The following is a 21,569-nucleotide window of genomic DNA, read 5'->3' as shown; positions in this document are numbered from 1 at the left end:
TCAATCCTCGACCACCCAGGTGTCCTTGGTTCCGCCGCCCTGGGAGGAATTCACCACCAGGGAGCCTTCGCGCAGGGCGACACGGGTCAAACCGCCCGGCACGACCCGGGTTTCGCGCCCGGACAGGACAAATGGGCGCAGGTCGATATGGCGCGGGGCGATGCCGCTTTCGACAAAGGTCGGGCAGGTCGACAGCGATAACGTCGGCTGCGCGATATACGCATGGGGCTTGGCCTTGATGCGCGCGCGGAACGACTCGATTTCCGCCGCCGACGCCGCCGGCCCCACCAGCATGCCGTAACCGCCGGAGCCCTGGGTTTCCTTGACCACCAGATCCGCCAGGTTGGCGAGCACGTGGGACAACTCCGAAGGATTGCGGCACTGGTAGGTCGGTACGTTCTTCAGGATCGGCTCTTCGTCCAGGTAGAAGCGGATCATGTCGGTGACGAAGGGGTACACCGACTTGTCGTCGGCCACGCCGGTGCCGATGGCATTGGCCAGCACCACGTTGCCCGAGCGGTAGGACGACAAGAGGCCTGGCACCCCCAGCATCGAGTCCGGATTGAATGCCAGCGGATCGAGGAAGGTGTCGTCGAGCCGGCGGTAGATCACATCGACAGGTTTGGGCCCGCCCGTGGTGCGCATGAACACTTTGTCATCGCGCACGAACAGGTCCGCGCCCTCCACCAGTTCGACGCCCATTTCCCGGGCGAGGAACGCGTGCTCGAAAAAAGCACTGTTGAAGCGCCCCGGCGTCAGCACCACCACGCTCGGATTGTCGAGGGGGCTTGAGCTTTTCAGGGTGTCGAGCAGCAGGTTCGGATAGTGGTCGATGGGCGCGATGCGCTGGGTCGAAAACAACTCGGGGAACAGGCGCATCATCATCTTGCGGTCTTCGAGCATGTAGCTGACACCGCTGGGCGTGCGCAGGTTGTCTTCGAGCACGTAGTAGGTGCCGTCGCCATCGCGCACCAGGTCGACCCCGGAGATGTGCGAGTAGATATCCCGGTGCAGATCCAGCCCCTGCATCGCCAACTGATATTGCTCGTTGGCCAGCACCTGCTCGGCCGGAATGACGCCGGCCTTGATGATGCGCTGCTCATGGTAAAGGTCGGCGAGGAACATGTTCAGCGCCTTGACCCGCTGGATGCAGCCGCGCTCGACGATCCGCCATTCGCTGGCCGGGATGCTGCGCGGGATGGTGTCGAAGGGAATCAGGCGCTCGGTGCCCTGCTCGTCCCCGTAGAGCGTGAAAGTAATTCCGGCGCGATGGAACAGCAGATCGGCCTCACGTCGCCGTTGAGCCAGCAGCTCGTCAGGTGTTTCAGCCAGCCAACGGGCAAATTCCCGGTAATGCGGGCGGACCTGGCCGCCGGCATCGTACATCTCATCGTAATAGGTGCGGATCATGCCGTACTCCTTGTCACCCGGACCAACAGGCCTTCGCAAGGCCCGTGCCATCGGCATAAACGCTTTCATATCAATCGGTTGGATATTGGAGCTGCAGGCACCGCACCATTCCTGTGCGATAAATGCGCCAACCTGATCACCCCCGCTTCATTGCAAAGCAATGCTGTCGTCTATCAGCAGCATAGCCAGAGTTGATTTCACTGCCTGGCAGCTCGCAGGGATAATCCACCCATTCGCTGGAAATGCTCACCGAACTTCCCTTTTAGCCGCCTGCTCAGGCGGCTTTTTTTTATTCCGCATTCTTGTTTCTGAATTTTGCCGAGAGGGCTTTCCGGTACGCGCAAACGAAAACGGCCGACCCGAAGGTCAGCCGTCATGCTGTGATGCCGTTCATGGTGTCAGGCGAGTCGCCCGCGGACCTCCTGCTTGACGCCCCATCCTTCGATAATGCCGCCCAATGGTTCGACCACCGCCTCGAAATCCTGCTCGAAGTCGCCGATACCGTCGTAGGTCGCGTACATCACCTTGCTCAGCTCCAGGGACCAGGCGCCGTCATCACGGGCACTGACCTGTGCGTTCAAGGATTCACCCGAATAATGTCCTGCCGCCCTGCGTGCCCGCTCCTCGTCCGGGAAAATGGCGTAGAACTCGATGGGATGGAAACGTGAAAAATCGAAACCGCCTTCTTTCATGCGGCGCAGCACCGAGCTGCTGATGTCTTCTTGATAGGCTTCTGTGCTCATGAAACGTCCTCCTGAAACCGATGGATAGACTTTCCGTACTCCCGACGCCCGCACAGACACTGCGGGCACTGCGATGGGAAACAAGCATGTAGCTGACAAGACCAGACCTTAGCGATCCATTCGCTGATCTCGCTTGCAGATTAGCCCCTTGCAAGCGGCGCTGCCAAGGCCTGGTTGTGTTGCGGGTGCGCTTTGAGGTGAATCAGACGGGAGTGATGCCGAGGATTTGTATGCTGTTCTGGGTCTTGAGGTTTTTTACGCTCGCGTCGCTGGTTCGCCCTTCCAGATCGTTCAGATCCAGTTCGGCGGCGACGGGCAGGAGCCGGGCCTTGATGAGCTTGGCGGCGTGCTCGTTATCCGGGCACTCGTCGCACTCAAAGACTTCATCGACTGTTTCGCCGTGATCATCCACGAAAGTGATCTTCCACTTTTGCATCAAAGCCTCCTCGTACAAACCCGCAAATGGGTTCACATCCATCTGGACTTTGGGCTTGAGGGATCGTTCACATGGATTGCAATGTGGGGATACAAATAACTTGTAGGAGCGGGCTTGCCCGCGATGGCGGTGTGTCAGACATAAAATTGTCGACTGAAACACCGTCATCGCGAGCAAGCTCGCTCCTACAGAAAATGTGATTAAGCCTTTAGTCGTTGCTTGGCTTGTTCACGGCTTGCAGGACGTATTGCGGCAAGGCAAACGCGCCCAGGTGAATTTCCGGGTTGTAGTAGCGGGTGACGATGCCGCTGCCGGCGAAGCGCTGCTGCAGGGTTTCGCGGGACAGTTTGCGGTAGGCCGTGTTGGTCGCGCCCCAGGCGAAGGTCATGGAGCCGCCGATGTAGGTCGGCACCGCGGCCTGGTAGAAATGCCAGTCGGCAAACAGGCTGCGCAGGCGTCCGGCGGTGGTCTTCACCTCTTCGATCTGCATGAACGGCGTGCCGTTCTGGGTCACCAGGATGCCGCCCTCGTTCAGGCAGCGGTGGCAAGCCTGGTAGAAGTTCTCCGAGAACAGCACTTCGCCCGGGCCGATCGGGTCAGTGGAGTCGGAGATGATCACGTCGAATTTTTCCGTGGTGGTGGCGACGAAACGCATGCCGTCGTCGATCACCAGGTTCAGGCGTGGGTCTTCGTACGCGCCCTTGGAGTGGTTCGGCAGGAACTCCTTGCACATGTCGACCACGGTGCCGTCGATCTCGACCATGGTGATGTGCTCGACGCTGCGATGCTTGGTCACTTCACGCAGCATGCCGCCGTCGCCGCCGCCGATGATCAGCACGCGCTTGGCGTTGCCGTGCGCCAGGATCGGCACATGGGTGAGCATTTCGTGGTAGATGAATTCGTCGGCTTCGGTGGTCTGGATCACGCCGTCCAGCGCCATCACCCGGCCCATGCGCGGGTTTTCGAAGATCACCAGGTGTTGGTGTTCGGTGCGCACTTCGTGCAGCAGTTTTTCCATGCGAAAACGCTGGCCGTAGCCCTCGTAAAGGGTTTCCAGGTAGTCGCCGGCAGGGGTGATGCTCATGGGAAGTGCTCCGATGAATGCGGATAACAACGGAGGGTTACCCGTCCGTAATGGAAAGGCGCGCATTCTACGTTGCGCAAGATGACAGGTCGAACCTTCATCTTCGAACGGTAGGCAAACCAACTGCCTACTGTAGGAGCGAGCTTGCTCGCGATGGCGGTGTATCTGTCACTGAGCATTCGACGGGCATACCGCCATCGCGAGTAAGCCCGCTTGTGTCTTGATCAGGGAATAAAATCAGAGGTGAGAGGGGTGGATGGCAAGCTGTGAGTCCGCGGTGCTTGAAGCACGTGTGGGAGCCGAGCTGCCATCCACCTTTCCACTCTGGCCCATAAGCCCGAACAGTTAGACGAGCGCCACTCGAATCACAAGCGTGGGCAAAGCCAGAGCACTCTCACTTCTGAGTGTAAGAGGGTTTTGTCATGATTTCCTGGGTTGGCATCAATATCTCCAAATCAAAGCTCGTTGTCTGGGTTCAACCACAGAACGACGGCTTTGATGTTCCAAACAGTTCTGAAGGCTTCGTTGAGCTGATCCAGCGCTTGAACCGTTACGAAGTTGGCCGGGTTCTGCTGGAAGCTACGGGCGGTTATGAGCGCCAGAGCATGGTCGCCTTGCAAAACGCGCACTTCAACGTGCTGAGGATCAATCCCCGGCGAGCCAGAGCCTTTGCTGTGGCAATGGGCAAAAATGCCAAGACCGATCCGATCGACGCCGCTGTCCTGGCCGCGTTCGCCGAAGCTCTGCATGCTCCCTGCGACCCAGTAATCTCGCCCCAGCGAGAGGCTCTACGCGAGCTGATTCAGCTACGCGAACACTTGGTTCAGCAGCGAGACGACAACAAGCGTCGGCTGCAACAAGCCCAGCTGCCAGCGGTTGTCGGCATGATCGAGGAACACATTCGCTATTTGCAGATACAGATCAGGCAACTCGGCAAGGCCATCAACCAAAGCATGCGCGACCTGGATGCAGAGAAAACCGAGCGGCTGATTGCTGTTAAAGGCATAGGCACAGTGGCTGCCGCCAGTTTGCTGGTTTACTTGCCCGAACTTGGTGAGCTGAATCGTCGGGAGATCGCGGCGTTGGCCGGCATCGCGCCATACAACGATGACAGCGGTAATCACAGCGGGAAGCGCCAGATTTACGGGGGACGAGCCCGAGTCCGCCGTGCACTCTACATGTCTTGCTGGGTCGTAATCCGCCACCAGGCAGACTTCAAGGCACGCTACGAGGCTTTACGCGAGCGAGGCAAGAGCGCGAAAGTCGCGCTCTTGCCTGCATGCGAATACTGCTGATTAGACTCAACGCCATGCTGCGAGACGGAACAGAGTGGCGGTGATGAGCGGTATGGGTAAGACAGTTGCTCCCACAGGTTAGGTGGTGTTGTCAGAAACGGGTCAGATCCGCACGTTGCCCCGTGGTCCGGCGATGGCCCAGATGATCAGGCCCAGCACCGGCAGGAGCAGGATCAGCAGCACCCAGACGATTTTCATCCCGGTGCTCGCGCCACTTTTGAGCACGTTGATGATTGCCCAGATGTCCAGCGCAAGAATGATCAGGCCGATCAGGCCATTGAACGTGGAACCCATGGTGTCGCTCCTAAAAGTGGTGTGCCCTCTTAGAATAGTCGCCCATTGCCAGGGTTCCGTTTTATTCGCTTAAACGTGAATGGCCACTTTCAGGGCTTCCAGGGCCGGCGCGGCGGCGATGCCGACCTCGGCGCACAATTCCAGCACCCGCGGCACGTCGTTGCCGAACACCAGCACCACTTGCAGCTCATCATCAAGCAACTGGCTGAAGTTCATCAGCGTGTAGCCACCGTTTTCCTTGTTCATGCTGTCCATCTGCACCTGGATGCGGTTGAGCGCGGTCAATGCCTCGGTCTTGGCCAGTTGCTTGGGCTTCATGTTGAACGCCACGTCCGGGCCGAATGAGGCGACGATCTGCGCGAACAGGTCCATGTAGGTGTCAGCCTGGAACAGCACGGTGTCCGACAGGCTGCCGACCACCACCCACTCGCCCAATGGGATCGGGAAGCTGTCGTCGTAGTTGATGTCCGGATTGGCCGTCAGAAAAGCTTGAGGGTCGGCGTAAGCCTGTGCCGCCTCTTCAGCGACCTTGTGGATTTCGTCTTCGCCCATGCACCCGGAGCTGATTTTGCTGATGAGTTCGACGAGTGCGGCTTTCATGGGGCGGAGTCCTGTAGCGAGGGAGTTTTGAAGGCGCGCAGGATAACGCATTACGCCATTCGTCGCTGCGCCCCTGCGACGACGGGAAGGTTGACGCATATCAACATCCGCGGCACCGTATGCGGCACAATGCTGGCACCTTGCCAATGCTGTTTCCGCTATCAGAGAAAACCTCCATGGGTGCCTGGATTAGCAATATCTCGCTGAAATATAAATTTTGGGCGGTCAACGCGGTCGCCTTCGTTACAACCTTGCTGCTGGTGCTGTACGCCGTACACCTGGAGCAGCAGTCTCGCAGCCACGCCTCCCAGGCGTCCGCCCAGGCGCAAGCGCGCTTGATTGGCGCCTGGCCTACCGGCCAAGCGCTGCCCAAGGACGACAACCTGCTGTCCTTCAGTCGTGGCCAGGCGCCGGTGCTGAACGGGCAACCCGTCCAGGAGCTGACGGGCGCCGACGGATGGGTCGAATTCCAGTCGATGCCGCTGTTTGGCGAAAACCCGTTGCTGGGTGCGCAAGTACTGACTCGCACCGACGGACAGCGCGTCGCCGTGATCGCCCATGGGCCAAGCCTGGCTCAGGTGTTCAGCGAACGCTTCGTCAATTACGCGGTGGCGGTGTTCATCCTGATGCTGGCGATGCTCGGCGCCTCGCAGTTGCTGATCCGCTTCCTGCTCAGCCAGCTCAATACGTTGAAAGACGTGATGCTGCACGTGGAAAAAACCGGCGACCTGGCGGCCCGTGTGCCGCTGTCCTGCGCCGATGAAGTCGGGCAGATGGCCGGTGCGTTCAACGCCATGCAGGCCGGTTATCAGCGGGTGGTCAACACCGTGGCCAACACGGCCCGGCAACTGGATGTGGGCGCGGCGCGCCTGGCGTCGAGCATGAACGAGGTGCAACACGGCATGCTCGGCCAGCAGAGTGAAACCGATCAGGCGGCCACGGCGATCAATGAAATGACCGCCACCGTGCATCACATCGCCCAGCACGCCGGCGCGACCCGCGACCTCTCGCAATCGGCCGATACCCTGGCCGGCAGTGGCCAGGAAGTGGTGATACGCGTGCAGAAGTCGATCGCCGGCCTGTCCACCGGGGTGCAGCAGACCGCCGAGATGATCCAGCGCCTGGCCGAAGACAGCCAGAAGATCAACGGCGTGGTCAACGTGATCCACAGCATCGCCGAGCAAACCAACCTGCTGGCGTTGAACGCAGCCATCGAAGCGGCGCGCGCCGGGGAGATGGGACGTGGCTTTGCCGTGGTGGCCGATGAAGTGCGCAACCTGGCCAAGCGCGTACAGATTTCCACCGACGAGATCACCCTGATGGTCTCGGCGTTGCAAGCCGGAACCCGCGACGCCGTGGATTTCATGCAGGAAAGTTCGTACAAGGCCGACGACTGCGTGCAACAGGCACAGGAAGCCGGCGCCGCCCTGGCGGAGATCACCGGCGCCGTGGCGCAGATGCGCGAAAGCAATACCCAGATTGCGGTGGCCGCAGAGCAACAAAGCCAGGTCGCCGAAGAGATGAACCGCGCGGTGGTGGGGATTCGCGACGTGACCGAGAACACCGTGCAGCAGACGGTGGATTCAGCGACCACCAGTAATGAGCTGGCGGCGTTGGCGGGGGAATTGAGCAAGGCGATTGGGCAACTGAAACTTTGAGATCGCATCGCGAGCAAGCTCGCTCCTACAGTGATTGGTGGCGTTCACAAATTTTGTGTTTCACATCCCCCCTGTAGGAGCGAGCTTGCTCGCGATGGCGTCAACCCGGTCAACACTCATCCGAAACACAACCACCTATCACCCCTATAGCCATCCTTGATTCGCCCCCCGCCTCCCCCACGCCTATTCTTCAACCATGTTCAACATGGATAGAGGATTTGGCATCATGGGCAAACGTCACCCCAACCTTCCCGCCTGGCAATGGCGCGCCTACCCGGGCAACCACCAGCACCCGACCAACCTGGTCCTGCACCTGATTGCCGTGCCGCTGTTCATCGTGGCGTTTCTGCTGATGGTGTCCGGGGTGTTCAGCCTCAGCTTCGCCAATTTCGCCATTGGCGTCGTCGGCCTGCTGGCGGCACTGGGCCTGCAACGTCATGGGCACAGCCTGGAGGCGCAAGCCTCCGAGCCGTTCAGTGATCGTAAGGACGCGGTGTCGCGTCTGCTGGTCGAACAGTTTTTGACCTTTCCACGGTTTTTCCTCAGCGGCGGCTGGTGGCGCGCCTGGCGTGAACGCCACCGTCGGCACTGATCAGGCGAAGATCGTCACAGTCTGCCGGCTCATGGCAATCAACTGACCGTCGGCGCTCCACAGCTTCGCCGCTGCGTGGCCGTAGCCATCCGCGCCATGCTCGATTTCCACCAGGTATTTGCACCAGTCCAGCGTGCTCAGTGCCAGCACGGGCTGGACGAACTCGATGGTCCAGGTCAGCGTGCTGCCCATCGCCGGTCGGTTCAGGTGTGGCAACAGCGACGGCGGCCAGGCATCCACCAGCGCCAGGATATGCGACTCGGTCACTGGCTCTTCCTTCACGTCCCCACGCAAGCGCACCCAGCCGCCCATCTCGCGGGATTTGTTGCCGGAGAACGGCAGCCCGCCGACGCTCCAGCGCATCGCCAGATGGCGCATGAACTCCGGCGTCGCGCCTTTCACGTAAGGCAGTTCCTGGCAGTCGTCCCAATGCTTCATGGCGGGAGCGGGCAAGGCCGCCACCGCCACTTCGGACGGCCGCGAGGCGCCGAAGCTGCCCTGGATCAAGGTCACCACCTGGCCGTTCTGCACGGCACGCCCCAGCACCTGACTGACCGCCTTGCCCTCGCGCAGCACCTCGACTTCAAAATTGACCGGGACTTCAGGCTCGGCCGGGCCGACAAAGGTGATCGCCAGCGAACGCACCAGGCGATCGGCCGGCACCTGGGCGCGCATGGCTTCGTACTGCAACGCCGCGACCAACCCGCCAAAACTGGCGCGGCCCTGCGCCCATTCGGCCGGAATGGACAACTCCCGAGGCTGGCGGCGGACGGCGTCGAGCAGATCGGAAAAGCGCATGAAAACCTCGGGGCGGGAAAAGGATGTGGGGATATTAGCGAGCGCCGGGGGCTGGCACAGGGTTTATTCCGGACAAAATCACTGACAGATGGGCCGTGATTTCGATGCAGGTGATCCCCCTGTAGGAGCGAGCTTGCTCGCGATGACGGTGCATCAGTCGACATTGATGTTGAATGTCAGTCCGCATTCGCGAGCAAGTCGAATCGTCGCACCGCCGCTCCCACAGTTGGGGGCGGTGTTGGGCTCAGGACTTGAAGCAGGCCTTGCTGAGCTTGTCGAGCACCTTGTCGGCGCGGCCTTCCGCCTCGGCCAGGGTGGTTTTCCACACGGCCACGCAGGGTTGCAGATCCGCTTCTTCCTCGGCGCGAGCCAGCCATTGCCAGGCATCGTGCCAGTCTCCCAGGGCCGACTGTGCCGACTTGAGTCTCGGCAAGGCCGGCTTCGGCAGGCGATCGAGTTCCGGATAGGCTTCGATGCCGTAGCGCACTCGTTTGATCAGCAGGCGCAGGCGGTGACGGTCATGGGCGGGATCGTGCAATGCCTCATCGAGTTTCTTCCATTGCTTGGCCAGACGCTTCTCGATGTGCTTGCGCAATCCCTTGAGCAAGCCCTGATGTTGGGCCGCCCGCAAAAACCGCGGAAAGGCGTCGAGGATGATCAGCAACTGTGACAGCTCGGTACTCGCAGCCACCGCCGGATAAGCCTCTTTCATCATTGCCATGCGCCGTTGCGCCGCTTCGGGCTGGTTGTGCTTGAGCAGATACGCCGCCAGCACTTCACGGTCACGCAGCGGCGTGGTCAGTTCGCCAACCTTCGACGCCGCCTCCTCCAGTTGCTCGACGCCGGGCAAACCGCGCAAGGGTCGCAACAGGCTGCGCAAGCGGCGCACCGTGGTGCGCAGGTCGTGCAAGGCCTCCGGGTCCGTATTGGCCTGCAACCGTGCCTGGCAGGCCAACACGCGCACTTCGATACCCAGGACGTGGGCAACCAACCGATCAACCAAAGCGGACATCTTCTACTCCCCGATTTGAATGGCTACTGCCTGCATCATGCCTCAACGGCCAGCCCGGGACTCACGAATATAGAAACGTGCCTTTTCCGCCTTGCTGGTGCAGCCCTCGTAGGCTTCGAACTGCTGCTGGGTCTTGGCGCCGGTCAGCAGCGACAAGGCCTTGGAATAGCTGACGGTACCGGCAAAACCCTCGGCCTTGGCCAGGTCCAGCTCATGCCACGCGGCATCAATCTGGCTGCCGCAGCTTTCACGATAGGCGGTTTTGCCGGCACAACCGGCCAGTGCCAGGGCAATCATCGGCACACAGATCCAGGCTTTCATCATTTACACCTCAATGTTGGAAAACAGTCGTGCTGTTAAGACGGTGTGGCACGTGAAAAGTGCCTTGGCCCACAGCCGAAACTATAGTGCTGGGAAGAATACCCATCTGCCCTCCTGGAGTGTCGAAAAAACGACGCCTTCAGCCTGGGCAGCGACTCCGGCGATTGAACCCCGCCCCTCGTTGGGTGCATTGTTGAACCTGGTCAGACGAGGGCGATTCATGAAAAAGCGCGTCGCGCTGGTACTGGGCTCGGGTGGAGCGCGGGGTTACGCGCATATCGGGGTGATCGAGGAGATCGAGCGTCGTGGCTATGACATCGCCTGCATCGCCGGCTGCTCGATGGGCGCGGTGATCGGCGGGATCTATTCCGCCGGCAAACTGGACGAGTACCGCAACTGGATCGAGAGCCTGGACTACCTCGATGTATTGCGCCTGGTGGACGTCAGTTTTCGCCTTGGCGCGATACGCGGGGAAAAGGTGTTCGGGCAGATCCGCAAGATCGTCGGCGAGATCAATATCGAAGACCTGCGCATCCCCTACACGGCGGTGGCTGCCGACCTGACCAACCAGCAGGAAATCTGGTTCCAGGAAGGTTGCCTGCACCAGGCGATGCGCGCTTCGGCGGCCATCCCCAGCCTGTTCACCCCGGTCATGCAGGGCAACCGCATGCTGGTGGACGGCGGCATTCTCAACCCGCTGCCCATCGTGCCGGTGGTGTCGAGCCACTGCGACCTGATCATCGCGGTCAACCTCAACTCGACCAACCAGCGCCACTATCAACTGCCAGTGATCCAGCGCCCGGCAGCGTTCAGGACCCGCTTCGACAGCCTGATCAGTTCGGTCGGTTCCAAGCTGCCGTTCCGCCGCAAACAGGCGGAAAAACTGCTGCAACTGGAGAAGGAAGCGCTGATCGCGGAAGCCGCCGAGATCAACCCATGGATCGACTCCGCCGAGCCGGACGCCCAGCAACCGGCCGCCGCTCCGGAGCGCGCCGGCGCGCCGAAATCGGCGACGGGGTCGTTCATCGTCGACAACGTCGGGCCGGCGTCCCTGCTGGACCTGATCAACCAGAGTTTCGAGGTGATGCAGACGTCGCTGGCGCAGTACAAGATCGCCGGGTATCCGCCGGACATCCTGATCAACGTGCCGAAGCGGGTGTGCCGGTTTTTCGAGTTCTACAAGGCACCGGAGTTGATCGCGCTGGGGCGCGAGATTGCGCGCGATACGTTGGATCGGTATGAGAGTGAGCGGGAGGCCTGAGGAGCTGGGGTGATATTTCCGGCCCAATCGCGAGCAGGCTCGCTCCCACATTGGGCCTGTGTACACCGGACCACTGTGGGAGCGAGCCTGCTCGCGATTGGCCGGATCAGACAACACACCTGTTGAAAACTACCCCTGCCCCAACAACCGATACCCCACCCCCGCCTCGGTCACGATGAACCTCGGCCGGGTCGGATCGTCCGCCAGCTTCTGGCGCAGATGCCCGACCACGATTCGCAGGTAATGGCTGTCCTCGGTGTGGGTCGGCCCCCAGATGTCCTTGAGCAACTGCTGCTGGGTGATCACCCGACCGGGGTGCCGCGCCAGTTGCGCCAGCACCGCGTATTCCTTGCGGGTCAACGCCACTTCGGCGCCATCGAGCAACACCCGGCGATAGGCCAGGTCCACGGTCAGCGGGCCGAACTCCAGCGCCGCCTGCTGGACCTCGCCCACCGGTGACTGGCGCAGTAACGCGCGCACCCGGGCGAGAAATTCCTGGATGCCGAACGGCTTGGTCACGTAGTCGTTGGCACCGCCGTCCAGCGCTTCGACCTTCTGCCCTTCGCTGGCACGCACCGACAGTACCAGCACCGGCACGGTCGACCATTCGCGAAACTCGCGCAGCACCTGCTGGCCGTCCATGTCGGGCAGGCCGAGGTCGAGCACCAGCAGGTCGGGCTTGCTCAGTGCGGCTTGCGCCAGGCCTTCAGTGCCGGTGCCGGCTTCCAGCACCTTGTAGCCCTGGGAAGCGAGGCTGATGCGCAGGAACTTGCGGATCTGCGGTTCATCGTCGATGACCAGGATGGTCGAGGTCTGGCTCATGGCTGGCGGTCGTGGCATGGGAAGATCCAAAGGGTATCAGGCTTCACGGCTTATCCTTCGATTTCATCGTCGGGCTGCTCCTGCAACGGCAGGTGCAGGGTGATGCAGGTGCCGCGCCCTTCGATGCCGTCGGCGACGCTGATCCGCCCGCCATGGGCGCCGACCATGCCCTGACAGATCGCCAGCCCGAGCCCGGTGCCCTGCCCGCCGCGGTCCCCGCGCGCAGCGGTGTAGAACATGTCGAAGATCTTCGCCCGCTCCGCCTCGGGAATCCCCGGCCCTTCATCGCTGACCGAGAAAAACAGCTCGTCGCCCGCAGCCCCGGCGTGCAATTGCAGACGCCCGTGCAGGGGCGAAAAACGCGCGGCGTTTTCCAGCACGTTGACCAGCGCCTGCTCGATCAGCGCCGCGTGAACGTACAGCAGCGGCAACTGCGTCGGCACATCGACGCTGACTTCGAGCGGCGCCAGCACCGCCCGCAGGCGATTGAGCGAACTGCCGACGATGTCGGCCGGTGCCACCCAGTCCCGCGCCAGCTTCAGCGCGCCGTGGCCCAGGCGGGTCATGTCCAGCAGGTTCTGGATGTAGCGATCCAGGCGCTCGGCTTCATCGCGGGTGCCTTCGAGCAGCTCGCGGCGATCCTCGAGCGGGATCGCCTCGCCCAGCGCCAGCAGGCTGTCGATGCTGCCCCGCATGGCAGTCAGCGGCGTGCGCAGGTCGTGGGACACCGAAGCGAGTAAGGCGCTGCGCAGTTGTTCGGTTTCACCGTGCAGCCGCGCCGCCTCCAGGTCTTGCGCCAGTTGTGCACGTGCCAGGGCCTGGGCCAGCGGCTGGCTCAATGCGGTCAGCAAACGTCGGCGCTGCCCGCTCAGGGTCTGGCCCTCCCTGGCGCACACCCCCAGCAATGCCAATGGCCCATCGTCCACGGACAACGGCCACCACCACCAGCGACCGAACGGCAAGGTGCCAGTGCCGGCGCCGGCGGGCTGGTCGTGTTGCCAGGCCCAGTCGGCGGCGGCGCGTTCGGCTTCGGTGAATTGCAGCGGGCCACCTGTTTCGACTTTCCAGCCGGCCGCGCCATCACGATTGAGCAGGCACACCTGCAATTCGCTCCAGCCGTCGAGGTGTTGCGCGGCGGCGCTGACCACGGCCTGACGGTCGGTGGCAGCGGTGAGTTTGCGCGACAGGTCGAGCAGTTCGCTGGTTTCTTCCTGGGTGTCGCGCAGCGCCTGCAACTGTTGACGCTGACGCGCCGCCAGGTTGCCGGTGAGCGCCGCCATCAGCAGGAAAAACAGCAGGGTCAGCACGTCTTCTTCGCGCTGGATGCTCAAGGAGAAATTCGGCGGAATGAACAGGAAGTCATAGGTCAGGAACGACAGCGCGGCGCAGACCAGCGCCGGGCCGAGGCTGCTGCGCACCGCCACCAGCAGCACGGCAGCGAGGAACACCAGCGAGATGTTCGGCAGCGGCAAAACACTCGCCACCGCCCAGGCCAACGCACTGGCGAGCAACGTCGCAATCACCGCCAGCGCATAGTCGAACCATACCAGCGCCCGCGGCAAACGCTGGCGCGGTTGATCCTGTGAGTGATCGCTGTCGAGGACGTTGATTTCCAGCCCACGTGCATCGCGCAACAAGCGGGACGCCAGGCCGCCGCCGAACACCCGGCGACGCCAGCGCTGCCGGGACTGGCCGACCAGCACCAGGCTGGCACGCCGCTCGGCCGCATGCTGGATCAGGGTCTTGGCCACTTCCCCGGCGCGCAGCAACACCACTTCGCCGCCCAGGCGTTCCGCCAGTTGCTGGGCACTTTGCAGGCGCAGCCGCGATTGCTCGTCGGCCATGCGGCCGTTGTCCACGTGCACCAGGCTCCACGGCAGGTGTCGGCGCTGGGCCACCCGGCTGGCATGGCGCACCAGGCGCTCGGCCTGGTCATCGCCATCGACGCCCACCAGCAGGCGACCGCGCACGGTGGGCGCGGCCTGGCCGAGCTGGCGATAGCCCTGGGTCAGGTCGTTGTCGACCTGGGCGGCGGCGGTTTGCATCGCCAGTTCCCGCAGGGCGGTGAGGTTGGTCTGGGTGAAGAACGCATCGATCGCCGCCCTCGCCTGCTCCGGCACATAGACCTTGCCGTCGCGCAGGCGCTCGAGCAGTTCACGCGGTGGCAGGTCGATCAGCAGCAGCTCGTAGGCCTCCTGCAACACCCAGTCGGGCAGGGTTTCGCGAACCTGCACGCCGGTGATGCCGCGCACCTGATCGTTGAGACTTTCCAGGTGCTGGACGTTGACGGTGGTGAACACGTCGATGCCGGCGGCGAGCAGTTCCTGGATGTCTTGCCAACGCTTGGCGTGACGACTGCCGGGGGCGTTGCTGTGGGCCAGTTCGTCGACCAGTACCAGTTTCGGCCTGGCCGCGAGCAGGCCGTCGAGGTCCATTTCCTCGAGCATCACGCCACGGTACTCCGAGCGCACCAGCGGCTGCTGCGGCAGGCCGCCGAGCAATGCCTCGGTCTCGGCGCGACCGTGGGTTTCGACGACACCGGCGATAACCTTGACCCCCTGGCGCAGTTGGCTGTGCGCGGCTTGCAGCATGGCGTAGGTCTTGCCAACGCCGGGCGCGGCGCCGAGAAACACCTTGAGCCGGCCACGGCCGTCGCGGGGCAGGTCTGCTAGGAGGGCGTCGGCGCGGCCGGAGTTGCTCATGCTGGGGGTCTCGTTTTTCTGATGTTGATGAGGTGTTTGTCGGGCCGCCATCGCGAGCAGGCTCGCTCCCACATTGGTCCTGTGTACGCCGAACCACTGTGGGAGCGAGCCTGCTCGCGATTGGCCGTTACGCCGATCTACAGCTTTTCCAACGCCATGTTCAGCGCCAGCACATTCACCACCGGCGGTCCCACCAGCGGCTGTTCGATGTGCGCCTCGAGCAACTGCTGCAAGGTCGACACCGGCAGGTTGCGCGCCTGGGCGACACGCGCCAGTTGATAGGCAATCGCCGCCGGTGGCAAGTGCGGATCGAGGCCGCTGCCCGACGTGGTCAACAGCGCCAACGGTACCGGGCCCTGCCCTGGCACCAACTGCTTGTTGGCATCGTCGATCACCCGAGTGGCCAGCGCCGGGTTGCTCGGCGACAGGTTGCTCGCGCTGCTCGACACCGTGGCGAATGCACCGGCGGATGGCCGTGGGTGGAACCAGGCGTCACCGACGAAATCCTGGGCGATCAGCGCCGAACCGCGCACCTTGCCCTCGGCGTCGCGCACCAGGCTGCCGTTGGCCTGGTCGGGGAAGGCAACCTGGGCGACACCGGTGACGACCAGGGGGTAGGCGACGCCGGTGATTAGGGTCATCAGCACCAGCAGGCTCAGGGCTGGACGTATCATTGTGGACATTTCTAATTCCTCTAAATCAGAGAACAAACCTGTGGGGATTCAACCTGCTCGCGATGGGCTCGGGGTCACCGCTGGGTGTCAGGCATCCAGCGTTATCGTTGACGACCATCGCGAGCAAGCTCGCTCCTACAGGGTGGGTGTGTTGGTCAGACCAGGTGCAACGCCGTGAGCAGCATGTCGATCGCCTTGATGCCCACGAACGGCACCAGGATCCCGCCCAGGCCATAGATCAGCAGGTTGCGTCGCAGCAGCGCCGCCGCGTTCGCCGCCTGCACGCGTACGCCGCGCAGGGCCAGCGGGATCAACACCACGATGATCAGGGCGTTGAACACGATGGCCGACAAGATCGCGCTCTGCGGGCTGCTCAGGTGCATGATGTTGAGCACCCCCAGTTGCGGGTAGATCGAGGCGAACAGCGCCGGCAGGATCGCGAAGTACTTGGCCACGTCGTTGGCGATGGAAAAGGTGGTCAACGCCCCGCGGGTGACCAGCAGTTCCTTGCCGATCTGCACCACGTCCAGCAACTTGGTCGGGTCGCTGTCGAGGTCGACCATGTTCGCCGCTTCGCGCGCCGCCTGGGTGCCGTCGTTCATCGCCATGCCGACGTCCGCCTGGGCCAGGGCCGGGGCATCGTTGGCGCCGTCGCCGCACATGGCGACCAGTCGACCGTCGTTCTGTTCATGGCGAATGCGCGCCAGTTTTTTCTCCGGGGTGGCTTCGGCCAGCACGTCGTCGACGCCCGCTTCGGCGGCAATTGCCGCAGCGGTCAGCGGGTTGTCGCCGGTGACCATGACCGTGCGAATGCCCAGTTTGCGCAGCTCGGCGAAACGCTCGCGAATGCCGGGCTTGACCACGTCCTTGAGGTGGATCGCACCGAGCAGCTTGCCATCGACGCAGACCAGCAACGGCGTGCCGCCACTCTGGGCGATCTTGTCGATCTCGCGGGACAAGGCCGGGGCCAGCTCGGCACGTTTCAGGCCGACGAATGCCAGCAGCGAATCCACGGCGCCCTTGCGGTAGACACGGCCCTGGTAATCGACGCCGGACAAGCGGGTCTCTGCGCTGAACGGCACGGCGGTCAGCACTTCGCTGGCCGGCTCGGGTTGCGGGTGCAGGCCACGCAGGTATTCGACGATGGATTTGCCTTCCGCCGTTTCATCCGCCAGGGAGGCGAACAGCGCACCTTCGGCCAGCTCCTTGGCCGTCACGCCGGGCGCTGCATAGATTGCCGCGCAACGACGGTTACCGAAGGTGATGGTGCCGGTCTTGTCCAGCAGCAGGACATGCACGTCCCCCGCCGCTTCCACGGCGCGACCGGACTTGGCGATCACGTTCAGGCGCACCAGGCGATCCATGCCGGCGATGCCGATGGCCGACAGCAGACCGCCGATGGTGGTCGGGATCAGCGTGACCAATAACGCGACCAAAAACACCAGCGGCAAGCTGCCATTGGCGAAGTGGGCGAACGGTTGCAGGGTCACCACCACCAGCAGGAAGATCAGGGTCAGGCCGATCAGCAGGATGTCGAGCGCCACTTCGTTTGGGGTCTTCTGGCGCTTGGCGCCTTCGACCAGGGCGATCATGCGGTCCAGGGTCGACTCGCCGGGGTTGGCGGTGATGCGCACCAGCAGCCAGTCGGACACAAGCCGCGTGTTGCCGGTGACGGCCGAGCGGTCGCCGCCGGACTCGCGGATCACCGGCGCGGATTCACCGGTGATCGCCGCTTCGTTGACCGCTGCGATCCCTTCGATGACCTCGCCGTCACCGGGGATCATCTCCCCGGCCTCGACCCGCACCACGTCGCCCTTGCGCAAACGGGCGGCGGGGATCACTTCGAAGCTGCCATTGGCATTCTTGCGGCGGGCACTCAGGCCTTCGCTGCCGGCCTTGAGGCTGTCAGCGCGGGCCTTGCCGCGCCCTTCAGCCAGGGCTTCGGCGAAGTTGGCGAAGAGCACGGTGAACCACAGCCACAGGGCGATCTGCGCGGCGACGAAGGTCGGCACGACGCTGTCGGGAATGAAGCACAGCACGGTGGTCAGCACGGCGGTCAACTCGACCACCAGCATCACCGGTGCGCGCTGCAACTGGCGCGGGTCGAGCTTGACGAAGGCTTGCACCAGTGCCGGGCGCCACAGGGCAGAGATGGCGGTTTTTGCTTGTTCCGGCGCCTTGGCAGCGACGGGTTTTACGGCAGGCATATTCATGATCCAGCTCCTAAATAGAGAGGCTTAGAAGCCCATACTCAAGTGTTCAGCGATCGGACCCAGCGCCAGGGTTGGCAGGAAGGTCAGGCCGCCCACCAGCAAAATGGTCACGGTCAGCAGGGTCACGAACAGCGCGCCATGGGTCGGGAAGCTGTTCTGGCCGATCGGTGCGGTCTTCTTCATCGCCAGGCTGCCGGCCAGGGCCAGTACCGGGAGGATGTAGCCAAAGCGGCCGATCAGCATGCCCAGGCCGAGCATCAGGTTGTGGAACGCGGTGTTGGCACCAAAGCCGCCGAACGCCGAGCCGTTGTTGGCACTGGCCGAGGTGTAGGCGTACAGCAACTGGCTGAAACCGTGCGCGCCGGGGTTGCTCACCGAGGCAATCGGCCCGGGCAGGCTTGCGGCAATCGCGCCGAGCACCAGCACGCCCACCGGCATCACCAGCAGGGTCACCACCAGCAGTTGCACTTCCCTGGCTTGCAGCTTCTTGCCGAGGTACTCCGGGGTGCGGCCGATCATCAGGCCAGCGAGGAACACTGCGATCAGCACGTTGAGCAACATGCCGTAGAGCCCGGCGCCGACGCCGCCGAAGATCACTTCGCCGACCATCATGTTGACCAGCGCGACCATGCCGCTGAGCGGGTTGAGGCTGTCATGCATGGCGTTGACCGAGCCGTTGGAGGCCGCAGTCGTGGTCACCGACCACAGCACCGTGGCCGTGGTGCCGAAGCGCGCTTCCTTGCCTTCCAGCGGCGCGGTCTGTTCGACGGCGACGTTGTTCAGGCTCGGGTTGGGCTGATACTCGGCCCACAGCGACGTCGCCCCGCCGATCAGGAACAGCGCGAGCATGCAGGCAATGATTGCGCGGCTCTGGCGCAGGTCCTTGACGTAGTGGCCGAACGTGAACACCAGGGCCACCGGGATCAGGATGATCGAGGCGACCTCGAACAGGTTGCTCCACGCCGTCGGGTTTTCGAACGGGTGCGCCGAGTTGACGCCGAAGAAGCCACCACCGTTGGTGCCCAGTTGCTTGATCGCAATCTGGCTGGCCGCGGGGCCGAGCGGGATGACCTGATCGACACCCTGCATCGTCACTGCATTGACGTACTGCGCGAAGGTTTGCGGCACGCCCTGCCACACCAGGTACAGCGCCAGCAGCAGGCACAGCGGCAGCAGGCCGTAGAGGGTGGCGCGGGTCATGTCGACCCAGAAGTTGCCCAGGGTTTGCGCCGATTTGCGCCCGATACCGCGGCACAGCGCAACCAGCACAGCCAGGCCGGTGGCGGCGCTGACGAAGTTCTGCACGGTGAGGCCGGCCATCTGGCTGAGGTAGCTCAGCGACGCCTCGCCGCTGTAGGCCTGCCAGTTGGTGTTGGTCATGAAACTGATGGCGGTGTTGAAGGCCAGCGTCCACTCCTGCCCCGCCAGATTCTGCGGGTTGAGTGGCAGGTGGTCCTGGAACAACAGGATGAAGAACAACAGCAAAAAACCCGCAAGGTTGAAGGCGAGCAAGGCCAGCGTGTATTTCTGCCAGCTCTGTTCGGCCTGCGGATCGACCCCGGCGACGCGATAGCAGCCACGCTCCACCGGACCGAGGATTGGGCTCAGCCAGGTGCGCTGCCCTTCCATGACCTTGTAATAGAAACGCCCCAGGAACGGTGCCGGTATCAGCACCACGGCGAAGAAGGCCAGGATCAGCCAATAGTCATAACTGTGCATAGCCGCTCCTAGTTCCGGTCCGCGCGCAACAGCGCAACCAACAGATAAATGAACAGCCCCACTGCCAGCAGCAGTGACACCCCGTCCAGAACGCTCATGGAAGTTCTCCGTGTAACGGCGTATTGCCGCGTGTGCAGTCATTGTCGGGAGGGAGGCTGTAAAGGAACGAGATCGAGGGGGTGGGCGGGGCATAAAGAAAGTGTAAAGAGTGCGTTTATACCGGGGGTTACAGCGGTGTCTGGGGGGTCGCCATCGCGAGCAGGCTCGCTCCCACAATGGATTGATGTTCGCAGTCCCTGTGGGAGCGAGCCTGCTCGCGATAGCGGCATCCCAGACCAGCACGCCCCCAACTGATGCACAAAAACCAGCCATCGAGCGGCGAACATCCCCGATACGACAGCTTTCCACGCTTTACGACGCGCTTTTGCAAAATGGCACGCCCACTGCACACGCCCTCCCTCGAGCTTTCCAACCGTTCAGGGAGAAATGCATGAACACACAACTCAAACCTACGCTGGGCACCCTGCACCTGTGGGGCATTGCGGTCGGGCTGGTGATTTCCGGGGAGTACTTCGGCTGGAGTTACGGCTGGGGCGTGGCGGGTACGCTCGGCTTTCTGCTGACCTCGTTGCTGGTCGCCACCATGTACACCTGCTTCATTTTCAGTTTCACCGAACTGACCACCGCGATTCCCCATGCCGGCGGCCCGTTTGCCTACAGCCGCCGGGCCTTCGGCGAGAAAGGCGGCTTGATCGCCGGGCTGGCGACACTGATCGAATTCGTCTTCGCCCCGCCGGCCATCGCGTTGGCCATCGGCGCCTACCTGAACGTACAGTTTCCGGCCCTTGACCCGAAACACGCGGCGGTCGGCGCCTACCTCGTGTTCATGACCTTGAACATTCTCGGAGTCAAGCTGGCCGCCACCTTCGAACTGGTGGTGTGCGTCCTCGCCGTGGCGGAATTGCTGGTGTTCATGGGCGTGGTCGCGCCGGCCTTCAGCTTCAGCAATTTCGCCCTCAACGGCTGGGCCGGGTCCGATGTGTTCGGCGCACCAGCGATTGCCGGCATGTTTGCGGCGATCCCGTTCGCGATCTGGTTCTTCCTCGCCATCGAAGGCGCCGCCATGGCCGCCGAGGAAGCCAAGGACCCGAAGCGCACGATTCCCAAGGCGTACATCAGCGGCATCCTGACCTTGGTGCTGCTGGCCATGGGCGTGATGTTCTTCGCCGGCGGCGTCGGTGACTGGCGCACCCTGTCGAACATCAACGACCCGCTGCCACAGGCGATGAAAACCGTGGTCGGCGACAACTCCGGCTGGTTGCACATGCTGGTGTGGATCGGCCTGTTCGGCCTGGTGGCGAGCTTCCACGGGATCATCCTCGGCTACTCGCGCCAGTTCTTCGCCCTCGCCCGCGCCGGTTACCTGCCGGCGTCCCTGGCCAAGCTGTCACGCTTCCAGACGCCGCACCGGGCAATCATCGCCGGTGGCGTGGTCGGCATCGCCGCCATCTACAGCGACGGCCTGATCAACCTCGGCGGCATGACGCTGACCGCCGCGATGATCACCATGGCGGTATTCGGCGCCATCGTGATGTACATCATGAGCATGCTCAGCCTGTTCAAACTGCGCAAAACCGAACCCAACCTGGAACGCACCTTCCGCGCGCCGTGCTACCCGCTGCTGCCGAGCATTGCCCTGGTACTGGCGGTGGTGTGCCTGGTGGCGATGGCCTGGTTCAACGCGCTGATCGGGTTGATCTTCCTGGGCTTCATGGCCGTGGGCTTCGTGTATTTCATGCTGACGGCGCAACTGCGTGCGAATGCGCCGGCGGACGGGATGTTGACTGGTTTGTAAAAGGCAGAAGCGGATAAAGCGGGCCCGAAAACAGGTCGCTTTTATCCACGATGCCCAACACTGATCACCCAATTGCTCCC

General features: G+C 62.8%; 20 protein-coding genes. 5 read left to right on the top strand and 15 right to left on the bottom strand.

Annotation, left to right across the window (positions count from 1 at the left end; genetic code table 11):
- The 4 genes from ABVN20_RS01010 to speE all read right to left on the bottom strand — a co-directional run bounded on the left by ABVN20_RS01010 (position 1) and on the right by speE (position 3,673).
- On the bottom strand, positions 1-1,410 hold the full coding sequence (locus ABVN20_RS01010) for a circularly permuted type 2 ATP-grasp protein (protein ID WP_368553361.1): 1,410 nt from the start codon (positions 1,408-1,410) through the stop codon (positions 1-3).
- Between the two features lie 398 nt (positions 1,411-1,808).
- Positions 1,809-2,153, bottom strand: a complete 345-nt coding sequence (locus tag ABVN20_RS01005; RefSeq protein ID WP_368553359.1) for a ribonuclease E inhibitor RraB — start codon at positions 2,151-2,153, stop codon at positions 1,809-1,811.
- Between the two features lie 202 nt (positions 2,154-2,355).
- A complete protein-coding gene (locus tag ABVN20_RS01000; protein WP_368553358.1) occupies positions 2,356-2,589 on the bottom strand; it encodes a hypothetical protein in 234 nt (77 codons plus the stop codon).
- Positions 2,590-2,797: 208 nt separating this feature from the next.
- Positions 2,798-3,673 (bottom strand): polyamine aminopropyltransferase, encoded by an 876-nt coding sequence (speE, locus tag ABVN20_RS00995; RefSeq protein WP_368553356.1) that lies wholly within the window; start codon positions 3,671-3,673, stop codon positions 2,798-2,800.
- A 422-nt stretch (positions 3,674-4,095) separates the two neighbouring features.
- On the opposite strand from speE, the gene ABVN20_RS00990 reads away from it, so the two are divergent.
- Positions 4,096-4,968 carry an IS110 family transposase gene (locus tag ABVN20_RS00990; RefSeq protein ID WP_368553354.1) on the top strand — a complete coding sequence of 291 codons (873 nt, stop codon included), beginning with the start codon at positions 4,096-4,098 and terminating at the stop codon, positions 4,966-4,968.
- Between the two features lie 102 nt (positions 4,969-5,070).
- Here the strand turns inward: ABVN20_RS00990 and ABVN20_RS00985 are convergent, their stop codons facing one another.
- Together ABVN20_RS00985 and ABVN20_RS00980 are read right to left on the bottom strand one after the other, a co-directional pair.
- The gene (locus tag ABVN20_RS00985) at positions 5,071-5,262 is read right to left on the bottom strand and encodes a PLDc N-terminal domain-containing protein (RefSeq protein ID WP_028622263.1); all 192 of its coding nucleotides are present in this window, start codon (positions 5,260-5,262) and stop codon (positions 5,071-5,073) included.
- A gap of 69 nt (positions 5,263-5,331) precedes the next feature.
- Entirely contained in the window at positions 5,332-5,862 is a 531-nt protein-coding gene (locus ABVN20_RS00980; RefSeq protein WP_368553352.1) for a hypothetical protein, read from the bottom strand.
- Positions 5,863-6,038: 176 nt separating this feature from the next.
- Between ABVN20_RS00980 and ABVN20_RS00975 the strand changes: the two genes are divergently transcribed.
- Both ABVN20_RS00975 and ABVN20_RS00970 read left to right on the top strand, forming a co-directional pair.
- Complete coding sequence (locus ABVN20_RS00975; protein ID WP_368553351.1) at positions 6,039-7,520, top strand: methyl-accepting chemotaxis protein; 1,482 nt, start codon at positions 6,039-6,041, stop codon at positions 7,518-7,520.
- A gap of 226 nt (positions 7,521-7,746) precedes the next feature.
- A complete protein-coding gene (locus ABVN20_RS00970) occupies positions 7,747-8,112 on the top strand; it encodes a terminase (protein WP_368553350.1) in 366 nt (121 codons plus the stop codon).
- Here ABVN20_RS00970 and ABVN20_RS00965 read toward each other — a convergent pair whose 3' ends face one another.
- The 3 genes from ABVN20_RS00965 to ABVN20_RS00955 all read right to left on the bottom strand — a co-directional run bounded on the left by ABVN20_RS00965 (position 8,113) and on the right by ABVN20_RS00955 (position 10,243).
- Positions 8,113-8,910, bottom strand: coding sequence for an acyl-CoA thioesterase (locus tag ABVN20_RS00965; protein ID WP_368553348.1), 798 nt, complete (start codon positions 8,908-8,910; stop codon positions 8,113-8,115).
- A 244-nt stretch (positions 8,911-9,154) separates the two neighbouring features.
- Positions 9,155-9,922 carry a CHAD domain-containing protein gene (locus tag ABVN20_RS00960; protein WP_368553347.1) on the bottom strand — a complete coding sequence of 256 codons (768 nt, stop codon included), beginning with the start codon at positions 9,920-9,922 and terminating at the stop codon, positions 9,155-9,157.
- Positions 9,923-9,964: 42 nt separating this feature from the next.
- Positions 9,965-10,243 carry a hypothetical protein gene (locus ABVN20_RS00955; RefSeq protein ID WP_368553346.1) on the bottom strand — a complete coding sequence of 93 codons (279 nt, stop codon included), beginning with the start codon at positions 10,241-10,243 and terminating at the stop codon, positions 9,965-9,967.
- Between the two features lie 220 nt (positions 10,244-10,463).
- On the opposite strand from ABVN20_RS00955, the gene ABVN20_RS00950 reads away from it, so the two are divergent.
- Entirely contained in the window at positions 10,464-11,504 is a 1,041-nt protein-coding gene (locus ABVN20_RS00950) for a patatin-like phospholipase family protein (RefSeq protein ID WP_368553344.1), read from the top strand.
- Between the two features lie 129 nt (positions 11,505-11,633).
- Here the strand turns inward: ABVN20_RS00950 and ABVN20_RS00945 are convergent, their stop codons facing one another.
- The 6 genes from ABVN20_RS00945 to kdpF form a co-directional block, all read right to left on the bottom strand.
- Positions 11,634-12,326: a response regulator gene (locus ABVN20_RS00945; protein ID WP_368554541.1), complete on the bottom strand. Its 693-nt coding sequence runs from the start codon at positions 12,324-12,326 to the stop codon at positions 11,634-11,636.
- A gap of 50 nt (positions 12,327-12,376) precedes the next feature.
- The gene (locus ABVN20_RS00940) at positions 12,377-15,028 is read right to left on the bottom strand and encodes a DUF4118 domain-containing protein (RefSeq protein ID WP_368553342.1); all 2,652 of its coding nucleotides are present in this window, start codon (positions 15,026-15,028) and stop codon (positions 12,377-12,379) included.
- Positions 15,029-15,165: 137 nt separating this feature from the next.
- Positions 15,166-15,711, bottom strand: a complete 546-nt coding sequence (gene kdpC / locus ABVN20_RS00935) for a potassium-transporting ATPase subunit KdpC (protein ID WP_368553340.1) — start codon at positions 15,709-15,711, stop codon at positions 15,166-15,168.
- Positions 15,712-15,857: 146 nt separating this feature from the next.
- Positions 15,858-17,915 carry a potassium-transporting ATPase subunit KdpB gene (gene kdpB, locus ABVN20_RS00930; protein ID WP_368553338.1) on the bottom strand — a complete coding sequence of 686 codons (2,058 nt, stop codon included), beginning with the start codon at positions 17,913-17,915 and terminating at the stop codon, positions 15,858-15,860.
- Between the two features lie 24 nt (positions 17,916-17,939).
- Positions 17,940-19,634 carry a potassium-transporting ATPase subunit KdpA gene (gene kdpA / locus ABVN20_RS00925; protein ID WP_368553336.1) on the bottom strand — a complete coding sequence of 565 codons (1,695 nt, stop codon included), beginning with the start codon at positions 19,632-19,634 and terminating at the stop codon, positions 17,940-17,942.
- A gap of 8 nt (positions 19,635-19,642) precedes the next feature.
- Positions 19,643-19,732: a K(+)-transporting ATPase subunit F gene (kdpF, locus tag ABVN20_RS00920; protein WP_007899818.1), complete on the bottom strand. Its 90-nt coding sequence runs from the start codon at positions 19,730-19,732 to the stop codon at positions 19,643-19,645.
- Between the two features lie 392 nt (positions 19,733-20,124).
- On the opposite strand from kdpF, the gene eat reads away from it, so the two are divergent.
- Positions 20,125-21,489, top strand: coding sequence for an ethanolamine permease (gene eat / locus ABVN20_RS00915; protein ID WP_368553334.1), 1,365 nt, complete (start codon positions 20,125-20,127; stop codon positions 21,487-21,489).
- Positions 21,490-21,569: the final 80 nt, after the last annotated feature.

The organism is Pseudomonas sp. MYb118 (assembly GCF_040947875.1).
Lineage (GTDB): Bacteria > Pseudomonadota > Gammaproteobacteria > Pseudomonadales > Pseudomonadaceae > Aquipseudomonas.
Note: the sequence above shows the minus strand (reverse complement) of the source record. Positions and strands in the feature narration are given on the sequence as shown.

Bases quoted from the DNA above. Each gene is read 5' to 3' on its own strand.
- ABVN20_RS00975 (WP_368553351.1), top strand. From the start codon at position 6,039: ATGGGTGCCTGGATTAGCAATATCTCGCTGAAATATAAATTTTGGGCG.
- ABVN20_RS00945 (WP_368554541.1), bottom strand. From the start codon at position 12,326: ATGAGCCAGACCTCGACCATCCTGGTCATCGACGATGAACCGCAGATC.
- kdpA (WP_368553336.1), bottom strand. From the start codon at position 19,634: ATGCACAGTTATGACTATTGGCTGATCCTGGCCTTCTTCGCCGTGGTG.
- speE (WP_368553356.1), bottom strand. From the start codon at position 3,673: ATGAGCATCACCCCTGCCGGCGACTACCTGGAAACCCTTTACGAGGGC.
- ABVN20_RS00955 (WP_368553346.1), bottom strand. From the start codon at position 10,243: ATGAAAGCCTGGATCTGTGTGCCGATGATTGCCCTGGCACTGGCCGGT.
- ABVN20_RS01000 (WP_368553358.1), bottom strand. From the start codon at position 2,589: ATGCAAAAGTGGAAGATCACTTTCGTGGATGATCACGGCGAAACAGTC.
- ABVN20_RS01005 (WP_368553359.1), bottom strand. From the start codon at position 2,153: ATGAGCACAGAAGCCTATCAAGAAGACATCAGCAGCTCGGTGCTGCGC.
- ABVN20_RS00950 (WP_368553344.1), top strand. From the start codon at position 10,464: ATGAAAAAGCGCGTCGCGCTGGTACTGGGCTCGGGTGGAGCGCGGGGT.
- ABVN20_RS00960 (WP_368553347.1), bottom strand. From the start codon at position 9,922: ATGTCCGCTTTGGTTGATCGGTTGGTTGCCCACGTCCTGGGTATCGAA.
- ABVN20_RS01010 (WP_368553361.1), bottom strand. From the start codon at position 1,410: ATGATCCGCACCTATTACGATGAGATGTACGATGCCGGCGGCCAGGTC.
- ABVN20_RS00970 (WP_368553350.1), top strand. From the start codon at position 7,747: ATGGGCAAACGTCACCCCAACCTTCCCGCCTGGCAATGGCGCGCCTAC.
- ABVN20_RS00940 (WP_368553342.1), bottom strand. From the start codon at position 15,028: ATGAGCAACTCCGGCCGCGCCGACGCCCTCCTAGCAGACCTGCCCCGC.
- eat (WP_368553334.1), top strand. From the start codon at position 20,125: ATGAACACACAACTCAAACCTACGCTGGGCACCCTGCACCTGTGGGGC.
- ABVN20_RS00980 (WP_368553352.1), bottom strand. From the start codon at position 5,862: ATGAAAGCCGCACTCGTCGAACTCATCAGCAAAATCAGCTCCGGGTGC.
- kdpC (WP_368553340.1), bottom strand. From the start codon at position 15,711: ATGTCCACAATGATACGTCCAGCCCTGAGCCTGCTGGTGCTGATGACC.
- ABVN20_RS00965 (WP_368553348.1), bottom strand. From the start codon at position 8,910: ATGCGCTTTTCCGATCTGCTCGACGCCGTCCGCCGCCAGCCTCGGGAG.
- ABVN20_RS00985 (WP_028622263.1), bottom strand. From the start codon at position 5,262: ATGGGTTCCACGTTCAATGGCCTGATCGGCCTGATCATTCTTGCGCTG.
- kdpB (WP_368553338.1), bottom strand. From the start codon at position 17,915: ATGAATATGCCTGCCGTAAAACCCGTCGCTGCCAAGGCGCCGGAACAA.
- kdpF (WP_007899818.1), bottom strand. From the start codon at position 19,732: ATGAGCGTTCTGGACGGGGTGTCACTGCTGCTGGCAGTGGGGCTGTTC.
- ABVN20_RS00990 (WP_368553354.1), top strand. From the start codon at position 4,096: ATGATTTCCTGGGTTGGCATCAATATCTCCAAATCAAAGCTCGTTGTC.